16 protein-coding genes are annotated in these 14,621 nt (G+C 29.0%); 12 read left to right on the plus strand and 4 right to left on the minus strand.

Going from position 1 to position 14,621, the window contains the following annotated elements:
- Positions 1–5 precede the first annotated feature (5 nt).
- Both PNO30_RS06830 and PNO30_RS06835 read left to right on the plus strand, forming a co-directional pair.
- Complete coding sequence (locus tag PNO30_RS06830) at positions 6–1,265, plus strand: ABC transporter permease (protein WP_271987642.1); 1,260 nt, start codon at positions 6–8, stop codon at positions 1,263–1,265.
- 13 nt (positions 1,266–1,278) lie between these two features.
- A complete protein-coding gene (locus tag PNO30_RS06835) occupies positions 1,279–1,911 on the plus strand; it encodes an ABC transporter ATP-binding protein (RefSeq protein WP_204642338.1) in 633 nt (210 codons plus the stop codon).
- Positions 1,912–1,965: 54 nt separating this feature from the next.
- Here PNO30_RS06835 and PNO30_RS06840 read toward each other — a convergent pair whose 3' ends face one another.
- Positions 1,966–2,424: a nucleoside 2-deoxyribosyltransferase gene (locus PNO30_RS06840; RefSeq protein WP_271987643.1), complete on the minus strand. Its 459-nt coding sequence runs from the start codon at positions 2,422–2,424 to the stop codon at positions 1,966–1,968.
- Between the two features lie 165 nt (positions 2,425–2,589).
- On the opposite strand from PNO30_RS06840, the gene PNO30_RS06845 reads away from it, so the two are divergent.
- From PNO30_RS06845 to codY, 8 genes are all read left to right on the plus strand, one after another.
- Positions 2,590–4,698, plus strand: a complete 2,109-nt coding sequence (locus tag PNO30_RS06845; protein WP_271987644.1) for a DNA topoisomerase III — start codon at positions 2,590–2,592, stop codon at positions 4,696–4,698.
- Positions 4,699–4,841: 143 nt separating this feature from the next.
- Positions 4,842–5,516 carry a (d)CMP kinase gene (gene cmk / locus PNO30_RS06850; RefSeq protein WP_271987645.1) on the plus strand — a complete coding sequence of 225 codons (675 nt, stop codon included), beginning with the start codon at positions 4,842–4,844 and terminating at the stop codon, positions 5,514–5,516.
- A gap of 19 nt (positions 5,517–5,535) precedes the next feature.
- Positions 5,536–6,123, plus strand: coding sequence for a lysophospholipid acyltransferase family protein (locus PNO30_RS06855; protein ID WP_271965286.1), 588 nt, complete (start codon positions 5,536–5,538; stop codon positions 6,121–6,123).
- 1 nt (position 6,124) lies between these two features.
- Positions 6,125–6,556: a hypothetical protein gene (locus PNO30_RS06860; protein WP_271987646.1), complete on the plus strand. Its 432-nt coding sequence runs from the start codon at positions 6,125–6,127 to the stop codon at positions 6,554–6,556.
- Positions 6,557–6,779: 223 nt separating this feature from the next.
- Positions 6,780–7,931 (plus strand): cysteine desulfurase family protein, encoded by a 1,152-nt coding sequence (locus PNO30_RS06865; RefSeq protein WP_271987647.1) that lies wholly within the window; start codon positions 6,780–6,782, stop codon positions 7,929–7,931.
- Positions 7,921–9,171 carry a tRNA uracil 4-sulfurtransferase ThiI gene (gene thiI, locus PNO30_RS06870; RefSeq protein ID WP_271987648.1) on the plus strand — a complete coding sequence of 417 codons (1,251 nt, stop codon included), beginning with the start codon at positions 7,921–7,923 and terminating at the stop codon, positions 9,169–9,171. The genes PNO30_RS06865 and thiI overlap by 11 nt, the downstream gene beginning before the upstream one ends.
- A 20-nt stretch (positions 9,172–9,191) precedes the next feature.
- Entirely contained in the window at positions 9,192–10,496 is a 1,305-nt protein-coding gene (trmFO, locus tag PNO30_RS06875) for an FADH(2)-oxidizing methylenetetrahydrofolate--tRNA-(uracil(54)-C(5))-methyltransferase TrmFO (RefSeq protein ID WP_271965291.1), read from the plus strand.
- 79 nt (positions 10,497–10,575) lie between these two features.
- On the plus strand, positions 10,576–11,358 hold the full coding sequence (codY, locus tag PNO30_RS06880) for a GTP-sensing pleiotropic transcriptional regulator CodY (protein WP_271987649.1): 783 nt from the start codon (positions 10,576–10,578) through the stop codon (positions 11,356–11,358).
- A 74-nt stretch (positions 11,359–11,432) separates the two neighbouring features.
- On the opposite strand, the gene PNO30_RS06885 is transcribed toward codY, so the two are convergent.
- The 3 genes from PNO30_RS06885 to PNO30_RS06895 form a co-directional block, all read right to left on the minus strand.
- Positions 11,433–11,816, minus strand: a complete 384-nt coding sequence (locus tag PNO30_RS06885; RefSeq protein WP_271987650.1) for a thioesterase family protein — start codon at positions 11,814–11,816, stop codon at positions 11,433–11,435.
- An 18-nt stretch (positions 11,817–11,834) separates the two neighbouring features.
- Positions 11,835–12,308, minus strand: coding sequence for an NUDIX hydrolase (locus tag PNO30_RS06890; RefSeq protein ID WP_271965294.1), 474 nt, complete (start codon positions 12,306–12,308; stop codon positions 11,835–11,837).
- 106 nt (positions 12,309–12,414) lie between these two features.
- A complete protein-coding gene (locus PNO30_RS06895; protein WP_003145970.1) occupies positions 12,415–12,597 on the minus strand; it encodes a DUF2929 family protein in 183 nt (60 codons plus the stop codon).
- A 237-nt stretch (positions 12,598–12,834) separates the two neighbouring features.
- Here PNO30_RS06895 and PNO30_RS06900 point away from each other — a divergent pair, with 237 nt between their 5' ends.
- Entirely contained in the window at positions 12,835–13,719 is an 885-nt protein-coding gene (locus PNO30_RS06900; protein ID WP_271987651.1) for an NUDIX hydrolase, read from the plus strand.
- Between the two features lie 27 nt (positions 13,720–13,746).
- Positions 13,747–14,454 carry a YoaK family protein gene (locus PNO30_RS06905; RefSeq protein ID WP_271965297.1) on the plus strand — a complete coding sequence of 236 codons (708 nt, stop codon included), beginning with the start codon at positions 13,747–13,749 and terminating at the stop codon, positions 14,452–14,454.
- The last annotated feature ends 167 nt before the right edge of the window (positions 14,455–14,621 follow it).

Raw genomic sequence — 14,621 nt, forward strand, 5'->3', positions numbered from 1 at the left:
AACTCATGAGTATTTTTAATAGGGCATATCTTTATATTATTAGAAAAAAAGTTAGGAGTACCATTTTATTTTTCATTGTTACACTAATATCGTTGTTCTTATTGAGTGGAAGTATACTAAATACAACTGTGGGAACTATCTCTAAAAATCTATATAAAGATGTTAACTTTGGATTTACTATTGAAAGTATAGATAAATCAAATAAGGAAATAGAAAAGGATACTTTGAAGAAAATTAATGAAGTTGCTGGAGTAAACCAGAAGAATTATCTTTATGCGAAGTCTGTTAATGTAGTAGACAAAAAAGTTGTTCAAGAAAATCAAAATATTACCATTACTGAGGAAATAAAAAATAAGAGTAATTTAGTGATGATGAATGGAATAACTTCTACAAAAAATAATATAGATTTTAAAAGTGAAGTTCTGAAACTAGAAAAGGGAAGACATATAGAAGAAAATGATCAAAATAAAATCCTAGTTCATGAAAAATTTGCTTCAATGAACAATTTAAACTTAGGTGATAAGATTAAATTAGAACAAAATGGTAAAACTGTTGAATTTGTAGTAGTTGGAATTTTTTCAGGGGAGAAGACTAATAATTTTGAAGGATTAAGTTCAGATTTTATAGAAAATACAGTTTATACAGATTATAACTCTAGCCAAAAGTTATTAGACTATTCTTCTAATAACAAAGTTACATCTGTAGAGTATGGAGTTAATAATCCAACTAAGTTAGATGATATTATAAGAAGCGTTGAGAGTTTGGGAATAAATAATATCGCTGTCTCAAAATCCAACAAAAATTACGAATTAGTTACTTCTTCAGTTGAAAGTATTACAAAACTTACAAATATGATTAGAATTGGTAGTGTAATTGTAGGAGTTGTGATTTTATCACTAGTGCTTATGTTTTGGATAAGAGAACGATTATATGAAATTGGAGTTTTACTATCGTTAGGTATAAGTAAAATAAATTTAATTTTACAATTTGCTGTAGAAACTTTAATGGTTACGATATTTGGATTTTTATCAGCTTTAGGACTAGAGTTTATCTTACTTAAATATATTAGAGGTAATACTACAAGTATTTTTTCAGAAGATTTACCGAAAATAATTAGTGATGAACTAACTAAAATTTCGATTAATGGTTCAGATATTATTGGTGTGATAGTTGTTATGATAACTATTGTAATGATCTCAGTTATAGTTGCTTTACTACCAATATTAAAAATGAAACCGAAGAAAATTTTAACGCAAATAAATTAGAGAGGATTAAGAAATGTCGATTTTTAAATTAAAAAATGTAGATTACTTATATGAAAATAGCAAATCAAAAGTACTAAGTGGAATTACTTATAACTTTGAAGTAGGGAAGTTTTATGCAATAATAGGAAAGTCAGGTGCTGGTAAATCAACTTTATTATCTTTATTAGCTGGGTTAGATACTCCTTCTAGTGGGGAAATCTTATTTGATAACGTAAATATTGAAAAAATAGGATATAGTGAACACAGACGAAAAGATATTTCTTTAGTATTTCAAAATTATAATCTTATTGATTATTTAACACCATTAGAGAATCTAAAGCTAGTTTCGAAAAATGTGAATAAAGATATTCTTCTAAAACTTGGATTGGAAGAAGAGCAGATTAATCGTAATGTTATGAAACTTTCTGGAGGTCAGCAACAACGTGTAGCTATAGCGAGAGCATTAGTATCTGAAGCACCAATTATACTTGCTGATGAACCAACAGGAAACTTAGATGAGAATACTGCACAAGAGATTATTGATATTCTAAAAAAAGTTGCTGTTGAGAATAATAAATGTGTAATTGTTGTTACTCATAGTAACCAATTAGCAAATGCTGCTGATGTAGTATTAGAATTAAAAGATAAGAAATTGAAAGTTAAATAAAAATAAAGGGGTTGACTCAATCTATTAATTAGTTTGAGTCAACCCTTTTTAATGTTAAAGTTTAGTTTTTAGACAAAACAGTTTTTCTAGTTCGTCCATAGCTTCTTCAAAGCTGTATACTAGTGTACCATGTTTTAAAATACCACCAAGAACGTAATGGTTCATTGCATAGCTAGGTATATCGTATTTGTTAGCTGATTTTAATCTAATATCAGAATTAATAGCTATGATTTTTTTGTTCATTGCAATAGCTATTCCTAATTCTACCATAACTCCGCTGTCTTCGTTAGTTACATCTGCTAAGAATATGTCGCAATTTTCTACTGCGTATGTATCTCCATTGAAAATATCTTGTGGTGTAGGTAATGTTTGTTTATCTTCATTGAAAGGCTGCTCGATTGGATTGAAAACAGATAATTTTTCTCCGAATCTTTCACTTAATAATTTTCCTTCTTTTAAACGTTGAGCGATCTCCGCTTCATTAAATAGTGCTCCTGCTAAATAAAGTTTCATAGACAAATCCTCCTTTGTTGTTATATAAATTATAATATATATGAGGTGTATTTTACAACTAATGTTGAAGGAAAGTGATAGTGATTATAAGTTCTACTAGTTATTTTAATTTATTTCTATTATAATAATTATAGTAGTATAGAAAAATATGTGAGGATATTATTGATGAAAAGTGTAGTACTTTGTGAAAAACCGTCGGTTGCTCGTGATATTGCGAGGAATCTCGGTGCTAAAAATAATAAGAATGGTTGCTTAGAGGGAGATAAATATGTAGTTACATGGGCATTGGGACACTTGATTACCCTTCAAACACCGGATAAATATAAAGAATTTAATAATGTGAATTTAGAAAGTTTACCGATGATTCCGAAATATATGAAGACTGAGGTTATTAAGAAGACTTTTAAACAATATAAAGTAGTGGAGAATGCTCTAAATAGAAAAGATGTTAATGAAATTATTATTGCAACTGATGCTGGACGTGAGGGTGAGTTAGTTGCTCGCTACATTATTGATAAAGCTAAATGTAATAAAAATATTAAACGTCTATGGATTTCGTCTGTAACTGATAAGGCAATTAAAGATGGATTTAAAAATTTAAAAGATGGAAAAGAATATCTAGGATTATATCATTCTGGTATAGCTCGCGCTAATGCAGATTGGTTAGTTGGGATTAATGCTTCAAGAGCCTTAACACTAAAATACAATGCATCTCTAAACTGTGGTAGAGTTCAAACTCCAACTTTACAGATGGTTTTCGAACGAGAAGAAAAAATTAAACAGTTTAAGCCGAAAGATTATTTTACATTTGAAGCACAAATTGATGGTGTTAAGTTTAGCTGCGGTAACAGTGAGTTTAATTTAGGTAGAGCAGAACAATTTATTAAGAAAAATATTAATAAAGATATTAAATTTAACGATGTTCAAAAAAAATCTAAGACTTCTTCGGCTAAACCATTATATAATTTAACAGATATTCAACAAACAGCAAGTGCTTTATTTGGTATGTCACCGAAACAGACGCTGAATATTGTTCAAAGTCTTTATGAAAGACATAAGGTATTGACATATCCTAGAACGGATAGTAGATATTTAACAAGTGATATGAAAAATACTTTAAGAGATCGTGTGCAGGCTATAGGTGGAGATTTTAAAGAAATCACGGCTAAGTTACTAAGAGAAAAAGACTTAAATGCTAAGAAAATTATTAATAATGCAAAAGTAAGTGATCACCATGCGATTATACCTACAGAACAAAGACCAAATTATATGTCTATGTCTGAGATGGAGATGAAAATATATAATTTAGTGGCAAAAAGATTTTTAGAAAACTTACTACCTGACTATAAATATGAAGAAACAACTTACTCATTTACTCTAGAAAATAAGGTGTTTTCAGCAAAAGGTCTAAAAGTTCTTCAGGAAGGTTATAAAGTTTTAAGTAAAGAAGAAATCCAAGATAAAGTTATTAATCTAATGAATAATAGTCTTAAACTTGAATCATTAGTTTATAATAAGAAACAAACTACTCCTCCTAGTTATTATACTGAAGGTAGTTTAATATATGCTATGGAAAATCCATTTGAATTTGTTGATGATGAGAATGAAAGAAAAATTCTTAAGGAAACAAATGGTATCGGAACTGTTGCGACAAGGGCGGATATATTAGAGAAACTATTTACGAATGATTATTTAGTATTGGATAATGGAAGAATTAAAACTACTAATAAGGCTAAACAGCTACTTAATTTAGTTCCGAAAAATCTTAAGAGTCCGTCTCTAACAGCGGTATGGGAAAAACAACTTGATAATATTGCTAGAAATAAACTTTCTAAAGATAAGTTTCTAAATGATGTTAAACAATATACAAAATCTTGTATCGCAGAAATTAAAGATAGTGAAGATAAGTTCAAGCATGATAACATTAGTGGTAAGAAATGTGAAGAGTGCGATAGTTTTATGTTAGAAGTAGATAAAAAAGGAACTAAAATGCTAAAATGTTCTAATCCAAACTGTCGTAATCGCAAGGTGATTAGCCGTTTAACAAATCTTCGTTGTGATAATTGTCATAAGAAAATGACGTTATTCGGAAATGGGGAAAATGCTACATATCGCTGTCAATGTGGAAATTCGTTGAAACAAAAAGAAGTCGATAAGAGAATTAAATCAAGTAAAAAAGATAAGGCTAGCCGTGTAGATATGAAAAAATACATGAAGCAGGAAAAATTAGAAAATAACGCACTAGCAGGATTAGCAGGATTAAAGCTTAAGTAAAATTATAGAGATACATCTTGTTAAATTTATAGATTGAGTTTAATTAATGATGATGTTAAAAAAATTTTTTTCGTATAAATGTAGTGTTAAAAGCAAGTCTGTGCTATAATGTATATTGAAAAAATTTGTCTGAGAGGTATATAATGAAATATGTATCAGTGGCTGTAGATGGGCCAGCAGGATCTGGAAAAAGTACGATAACAAAAATGGTAGCTGAAAAACTAGGATTTAACTATGTTGATACTGGTGCTATGTATCGTGCATTAACTTATAATTTTCTATCTAATGATCTAAAAGAATTGGAAGAAAATAAAATTAAAGAATTACTTAAAGAGTTAGATTTTAGAGTAGAATATGTTGATGGTGTTCAATATGTATATGTAAACGATGTGGAAGTTAGTGATAAAATACGTACTGCAGAAGTTAGTAAGTATACTTCATTATTCGCTAAATCTCCTGCAGTAAGAGAATTCCTAATTGATACTCAAAGAAATCTAGCTCATACTAATAATATTATTATGGATGGACGTGATATTGCTTCAGTTGTCCTACCTAATGCAGATGTTAAAATATTTTTAACAGCATCTGTTGAAGAAAGAGCAAGAAGAAGGGTATTGGATTTTGAACGACAAGGTCTAGAAAATGTTGATTTTGAAAAAGTTAAGGAAGATATTAAATCTAGAGATTGGCAAGATGAAAATAGAGATATTGCCCCACTAGTAAAAGTTGATTCTGCAACGTTATTAGACACGACTTCTATGACTATTGACGAAGTTGTTGATAAAATGACTGAACTAGTGAAAGCTGTAGAAAGATAATATTAAATAGGAGTGTAGCATGTATAATTTTGTAAGAATATTATTAAGTTTATTTTATAAAACATTTTATAAAGTTACGATTGTTAATAAAGAAAAAATAGAAAATGCTAAAGGTGTAGTAATCTCAGGGAATCACCTGAGTAATCATGATCCATTATTATTCCCAGCTTTTTTCGAGAAAAATATCCGCTTCATAGCTAAAGAAGAATTGTTTAAAATAGTTTTTGTTAAACAAGCTTTAGAAGCGACAGGAGCAATTCCTATAAAAAGAGGCACATTTGATAGAACAGCGATAAATAATAGTATTAAATTACTTAAAGAAGGAGAAGTTATCGGGATTTTTCCTGAGGGTACTCGTTCTCATTCAAAAGATTTAGACCTTGGTCAATCTCATAATGGAGCGTCATTTATCGCTACGAGAGCAAAAACAAAAATTATTCCATTTGCTATTATCCCAAATAAAAATTTTAGAATTTTTTCTAGTATTAAGATAGTAATTGGTGATGAGATAGATGCTGCTTCTTTAAAAGAAGAAGGTAAAACTCATGACGAGATTACTGCTATATTAATGGAAAAAATTTCAGAATTGATTGCAAAGGAGAAATAAAGTGTACGAAAAAACGATTAAATTTAAATTAGAAAAAAAATTTTTCAATCAAGCTGGTTTTTTAGATAATAAATATGTTTACGAATGGATGAATCTTGCTAAGAAGTATTATTTAAACGGCTTAGGTATAGATATCGATTCTTTAATTAACTATAATTTATATTATGCTGATATTGATGTTAAGTATTCGATAAGATCCAATATAAGATATAATAGTCAAGATATTTTTATAAAAGCATGGATTGAAAAACATAGCGGAATCAAAACGATTTTTTCTTATGAATTTTTTGTGGATGGAGAAGTATTTATTATCGCTTCAAGTTCTCACAATATTCTAGGAACAGATAGTGACCGTGCTATAAGAATAGATAGAAATTTACCAAAATGGGATCAAATTCTTAAAGATGTTGTAGCAAATGAATATAAAGAGTAACTATAAATAATTAAAGGAGTTTCTCACTAATATGAAAATTTCATATTTTTGAGAGGCTCCTCTTATACTTTTAAAACTTTACGATGAATTTATGAATGTAGATATATTAAATATATCCTGTTTAATTGATAAATAATTGATTTTATTATATACTTTATAGTGGTTCAAAATATGTTTATTTTTTAAAAACATATTTAATTATTGAGAAAGAAAGGTAGATAGTATGATATATTTAGATAATTGTGCTACGACTAAACCGTATAAAGAAGCTCTAGATGCTTTTGTGGAAGTTAATACGTCTTATTATGGAAATCCAGCTAGTATCAACAAATTTGGAAAAACAACTAATAAGCTTCTTTCAGCTGCAAGAGCTCAAGTGGCAACTATTCTTGGTGTAGGGGAAGATAGTATCTTTTTTACTTCATGTGCTACCGAGAGTAATAATATTGCATTATTAGGAAGTGTTGAACACAAGAAAGATTTTGGAAATAGAATTATTGTTTCTAAGATTGAACATCCTTCAGTTTTAGAAACATTTAGAGAATTAGAAAGACGTGGTTTTATTTTAGACTATGTTAATGTTGATGAGAATGGTATTATAGATTTAAATCATTTAAAAACATTATTAAATAAAGAAACTATATTATTAAGTGTGATGCAAGTTAATAATGTATTCGGGGCAATTCAACCTATCAATGAAATTTCAGAAATACTAAAAGATTTTCCAAAAGTTCATTTTCATGTTGATGGTGTGCAAGGAGTATTAAAAAATAGTATTGACCTTTCAAAAGTTGATAGTTATTCTATTTCTGCACATAAATTTCATGGATTAAAAGGTATTGGAGTGTTGTATTTAAAATCTAGACGAACAGTTCATAATATTACTTTTGGTGGTGGACATGAGGATGGATTACGTAGTGGAACAGTAAATGTAGCAGCTGCGGTAAGTTTAGCAAAATCATTAAGATTATCGCAAGAAAAAGTTGAAGTGATAAAAGCTAAACACAAGGAATATAAAAAACTTATTGTTGATGAATTCTCTAAATATAAGCATATAGTAATTAATTCACCATTGAGTGAAAACTTTATGGATTCTATTGTTAATATTAGCTTACCAAAAATTAAGGGTGAGGTAATTGTTAATGCCTTGAATGATAGAGGTATTATGGTTTCTACAACTAGTGCTTGTTCTTCAAAAACATTCCATCTTAATGAGGCATTGTATGCAAGGGGATTATCTAAGGAAAATATAGAAGGTAGTATTCGAGTTAGTTTCTCATATGAAACTACAAGAAAAGAAGTTGAAACGTTTATTGAAGTATTAATAGATGAGTACAATAAAAAATTTAAAGAGGTAATTGAAAGTGGAATTTAGTCATATTATAGTAAGATACGGAGAACTTACTCTAAAATCTGGGAATAGAAATGAATTTCTAAAAAAACTTACAAAAAATATTAGATATAATTTACAAGGATTAACAGGTTTTCATGTTCAAACAAAAAGAGATAGAATGTATATACATTTAGATCACAATGAAGATGTTCATGAAATTATGGAAAGATTAAAAAGAGTACCAGGTATTCATAATTTTTCACCTGTATTAAGAGCGGGATTAGATGTTGAAGAAGCTAAGAAGGTTATTGATAAGCTTCTTGAAACTAAGTTAGATAAGGAATACAAATTTAAAATTCAAACCAAAAGACCAAATAAAAACTTCCCGCACAACACAAATGAATTAAATAATGTATTTGGAAGTCATGTGTTAATAAACTACAAAAATCTAAAAGTAAATGTAAAACAACCTGATTTTGTTATTAATGTGGAAGTTCGTAGTGAAGGAATATTTATTTTTACTGATTTTATAAAAGGAGTGGGAGGTTTCCCAGTTAATACTTCTTCGAAAGCTTTATTACTATTATCTGGTGGTATTGATTCACCAGTAGCTGCACACACACTTCAAGTTAAGGGTGTAGAAGTTGAAATGATTCATTTCCAATCCCCTCCATTCACTTCTGCAGAAGCGTTACAAAAGATTTTTGATTTAACTACAAAATTAAGTCAAGTAGTAGGGAAAATTAAATTACACGTTGTTAACTTTACTAAATTACAAACAGAGATCGTTAAACGTGTTCCATCGAATTATACTATGACTTCGACAAGAAGATTCATGTTACGTATAGCTGAAGAAGTAGCTAAAAAAGAAGGATGTTTAGCAATTGCTACAGGAGAATCATTAGGTCAAGTAGCTTCTCAAACACTAGAGTCGATGAATTGTATTAATGAGGTAACTAACCTACCGATATTAAGACCACTATTGACAATGGATAAAGTAGATATAATTAAAATTGCTCAAGAAATTGAAACATTAGAAATTTCTAATCTTCCTTTTGAAGATTGTTGTACAATTTTCACACCAAAGGCACCAAAAACAAAACCAAGATTAGAAAAAATTAAAGCTTATGAAGCACGAGATGACTACTCAGATTTAATAACTGAGACATTAGATAGTGTTCAAACATATTTATTTGATAAAAATGGTAGAGTTATTACTCAATATATGAGAGAACAAGAAGCTAAAAAAGAAGAAAAAGAAGATTTTTCAGATTTATTATAAAATAGAAAGTGAGATTATTAATGGAAAAAAAAGTAATTGTAATTGGAGCAGGACTGGCAGGAAGTGAAGCTGCTTGGCAACTTGCAAAACGTGGAGTAAAGGTTGATCTTTATGAGATGAGACCTAAGAAAATGACTCCAGCTCATAAAACACAAAACTTTGGAGAGTTGGTTTGTTCTAACTCGCTACGAGCTAATAATATAACAAATGCTGTTGGATTATTAAAAGAAGAGATGAGAATGTTAGATTCAATCATTATTAAATGTGCGGATGCAACACAAGTACCAGCTGGTGGAGCACTTGCGGTAGATAGAGATAAATTCTCAGAAATGATTACTGAAACTATTAAAAATCATCCAAATATTAATGTTATCGGTGAAGAACTACCACAAATTCCTAAAGGAGATGTACCTGTAATAGTAGCAACAGGACCACTTACATCAGATGCATTAAGTCAAGATATTAGAAACTATACTAAACAAGATGGATTATATTTCTATGATGCAGCAGCACCGATTATAGAAAAAGATTCTATTGATATGGAGAAAGTTTATCTTAAATCAAGATATGATAAAGGAGAAGCGGCTTATTTAAATTGTCCGATGACAAAAGAAGAATTCACTAATTTCTATAATGAATTAATAACAGCTGAAGCTGCTCCGTTAAAAGAATTTGAAAAAGAAATTTACTTTGAAGGGTGTATGCCTTTTGAAGAAATGGCAAAACGTGGAGAGAAAACTCTATTATTTGGACCGATGAAACCAGTAGGATTAGAAGATCCAAAAACTGATAAACGTCCATATGCTGTTGTTCAATTGCGTCAAGATAACAGTGAAGGAACTCTATACAATATTGTTGGATTCCAAACACACCTTAAATGGGGTGAACAAAAGAGAATAATTAATATGATTCCTGGGCTTGAAAATGCTAATATCGTACGATATGGTGTTATGCACAGAAATACATACTTAAATTCTCCGCAATTATTAGAAAAAACATATAGATTAAAAGAAGAAAAAAATATTTATTTCGCTGGTCAAATGACAGGGGTAGAAGGATATGTTGAAAGTGCAGCTTCAGGTATTGTTGCGGCGTTAAATGCACTTTATAATACTGAAGACAGAGATGTAGTATTTCCAACTGAAACAATGATAGGGGCAATGGCTAACTATATCGTTGATAGCACAAGTAAAAACTTCCAGCCAATGAATGCGAATTTTGGTATTATCAAACCACTTCCTGAAAGAATCAAAGATAAAAAGGAAAAATATGAAAGATATGCTAAAAGATCGCTAGAAATGTTAGAAAATTTCAAAATTGATTAAATTAATTTTTAAAAAGTCTTACAATTTATTGAAATAAATGTTATAATAGTCAGGGAAGTATTTTGTAAGGAGAAAATTAATGGCAAGTTTATTACAAAAAACAAGAAAAATTAGTACAATTTTACAAGAAGGACGCCACGAAAACGTAGACTTTGAAGCTATGGCTATGCGTCTTAGTCCAATTTTAGATTCAGTAGTTTATATTCTAGATACTGAAGGAAATATTCTTGGTTATGATTCAATCGTTGATTATTCAAATGAACGTATGGAAAAAATTATCCAAGAACGAAAGGTTCCTAAAGCGTATTTGGATGCAACATTAAAAGTTTATGCCACAAAGGTTAATATTCCTTTCCAAGACCCATTATCAATTTTCCCTGAAGAAGAAGAAGAACGCTTTGAAGGAAACAGTTATACTGTAATCTTACCAATTCGAGGTGGTGGAGACCGTTTAGGTACACTTGTAATTGGTAGAATGGATAATGATTTCAAAGATGATGATTTAGTTTTAGCTGAGTATGCATCTACAGTAGTAGGTATCGAGATTTTACATGAAAAACAAGATAAAGAGAAAAACTTAGCAAGAGATAAAGATATGGTTAATATGGCTCTGAACTCATTATCATTCTCTGAGAAAGAAGCTATTGAACATATCTTTAGAGAATTAGATGGAACAGAAGGATTATTAATTGCTAGTAAGATTGCGGATAGAGTAGGAATTACTAGATCTGTAATCGTAAATGCTCTTAGAAAATTAGAGAGTGCAGGTATTATTGAATCTAAATCATTAGGTATGAAGGGTACATATATTAAAGTACTAAAAGAATATTTCTTAGAATTAATGTTTTCTAACGAATTTTAATAAGTAAAATTGTAAAAAAAGAAAGGTTGTAGATTTACAGCCTTCCTTTTTTTACTTGAAAATTATTTAGTATTCTATTTGGTTAATTTATCAATAAATTTTTTATTGTTAATAATTACTCTCGTGTGTGAAGCATCACCGATTTTTTTATCTTCTTCGAAGGCCTCTAAAGAAAAAATAATAACTTTTTCTTTAATAACCTCAGCAATTTCTCCTTGAATTGTAATTTCTTTACCGACCAAAGTAGGAGCAAGATGGTTAATATTTATATTACTTCCAACACTACCAAACTCATCTGATAAGAAAGTGTTCAGGTATGTTTTAGCAGCATTTTCCATAAATGCTACAAGACTTGGAGTGGCTAATACTTCTAGATCACCGCTTCCCATGAATTTAGCTGTGTTTGTATCTGACACTATATATTTTTGTTTGAATTGTTTATTAATTTCTATATTCATAATTTTACTCCTATTGAATTATTCATAAAATGTAACTTCGTAGTCTACGAATTCATTATTTTTGTAATTGAATTTAGCTGAGAAGAATGGTTTATCTTTAACTAACCAATCAAGGAAGATATAGTCACCTTCCCATGTTTTTATATTTTGGATTTCAGATTTTTTAACCCATACTAAGTCACCTTCGTTACAATCTTCTGTCAGTGTACCTTTGTAGTTAGATGCAGTAAATACATAAGTATACCAGTCACGTTCACCATCGAAATTAGGGAAGGTAATAATACCTCTTAATTTAGGGTTAATAATATCTAAGTTTGTTTCTTCTTTTACCTCTCTAATTACGCAATCTTCAGGACTTTCCCCAGGTTCAAACTTTCCACCAACACTAATTGTTAAACCTTCGTGAATATCGTTTTCTTTCTTTGTTCTTTTTAACATTAAGAAACTATCGCCATTGTCAATGTAGCACATAGTAGCTAATACATTATTCATTATATTATCATCTCCTCATATTTAAAGAAAAAGTAGGAAAGAGGATTTACCTCAATACCTACTTTCTTTTGTGAAAAATTTTTATTAAAGTTTTAAATAGCTTCGTTTAACGTTTTTTATCTAAACCTACAGCGTCTAGTAATGCAACAAATACTGTAAACATTACAGAAAGAATAGCACAGTCACGAAGTGTATTAACTTCACCATTGCTACCTAAAATAGATGATACGATAAATATTACAATAAATGCGAATATAAATGACCAAATTAGTGAAATAATATATTTCATCGTTATCACTCCTTAATTTTTTCTTACACTAACTATTATACAACTATTATCGAAATCTAGCAACATTTTTATTAATAAATTGTATTTATAACATTTGTGTGTAATAATTAAAGTAGTGATATATATAATATGTTATTGTACAAAAAAATAATGAAAACGAATCTAATTTTTCATAGTTTTCTAGAAATTTTCAAAAAATATGATATAATAAAATAAATAAAACTTTGGGGGTAGTTTATGTATCAAAAATTATATATCGATAAGAATTTAAAAGATAATATTTCAAGTGATATAAAACAATTGTTTTTTGATAATGAGATACCTTTTGAATTTATTGAAAGTCCAGACATTTTTGAATCTAATGTTTTGTTTTTAACTGATAATAAAAATAACCTTAGTTCTACATTGGCTAATGTATTCTTAATGAAACAAGAATATGATTTTCTAGATGTTAAAAATGCTATTTTTATTAGAAGTGTTGAAGACATAGTAAGGGTATTTAAAAATGATGTTTGGAAAAAATGGGCACAAGAGCTTCAATTTCTTTCTCAATGCAGTTTAGCTTATAGTAAAGATAAATTTGATAGAGAGCGATCAGAAAGAATTAGAGAAATTGCATGTGAAATGTTATCATATAAATATGATATTCCTGTAGAGAAAGTTAAGCTAGATTTTGCTGGAGAATTGGGATATCAAACACCTAAAGTAGAAACAAGAGCAGCCGTTATTAAAGATAACAAAATTTTATTAGTTAAAGAACAGTTTGATGGTAAGTGGGCTCTTCCGGGTGGTTATCAAGATGTTAATATGAGTATCAAAGAGAATGCAATAAAAGAAGCTAGTGAGGAAGCAGGAGCTGTTGTTAATCCTGTGAAAATTATTGCAGTACTTGATTATAATAGACATCATCATGTAAATTTTCCATTTGGAATGGTTAAGGTGTTTGTTTTATGTGAATATGTGAGTCATAGTTTTGTTGAAAATACTGAAACATTGGGAGCAGAATTTTATTCGCTTGATGAATTACCAGAATTATCAACAACTAGAACGACAAAAAAACAATTAGAAATGTGTTTCGATTGTTATAATAATATCGAAAATTGGGAAACTATATTTGATTAATTTTTATGAGGAGTGATTTTAGAGTTTATGAATTTACGAGAGACATTGATTAATAAAAATCTTCCAGTACATGAACAATTGATGTTCTGTTTATTATTGACGGTTATGGGTGGTTTTTTTGATGCATATACATTTGTTAACTGTGGAGGTATTTTTGCTAATGCTCAAACGGGGAATTTGATTTTTGTAGGTATTGATTTAATTGAGGGGAATTTTGGAGAGGTCCTACATTATTTAATCCCTATATTTTCTTTTGTTGTAGGGGTATTAGTAAGTAAGTTTATTGAGTACAGGTATAAAGAGTTATCTATTTTCAAGCATATATTTATGTTATTATTGATACAAATGACATCTTTAATAGTAATTTCAATAAAACACCAGTTTTTTGGAATCGATGTGAGACCTATCGTTATTTCTTTTATTTGCGCAATTCAATATGATGGTTTTAGAAAAGTTAATAATTTAGTATTTGCTAGTGTATTTTGTACTGGTAATTTACGTTCAATGAGTGAGCATCTATACAAGCTTGTTGTTTTGAAAAAACAAGAGAGTAAAACACCGTTAATTATTTATTCTACAGTAATTAGTGTATTTTTATTCGGAGTAATTTTAGGGGCAGCTATGTCGAAATATTATCTACATAAAGCGATTATTGTTCCTATTGGTATAATTTCTGTTAATTTAGTTTTTATTGTTGTTATTTATAATAAATTCGGAAGAAAAAAATTAGTATAAAATAATAAAATTTCAAGGCGATTTTAGAAAGCTTTAATTAGCTTTTTAAATTGTCTTGGATTTTTTTATATTGGCTCTTTGTCAAATTCGGGGCATGGAGAAAAATAGGAAATGAAATCTAGGCAGCATTTTGCTGCTTAGATTTTTTCTTGTTTTCTTTAAGTTTG

The organism is Gemella haemolysans (assembly GCF_028308085.1).
GTDB lineage: Bacteria > Bacillota > Bacilli > Staphylococcales > Gemellaceae > Gemella > Gemella haemolysans_D.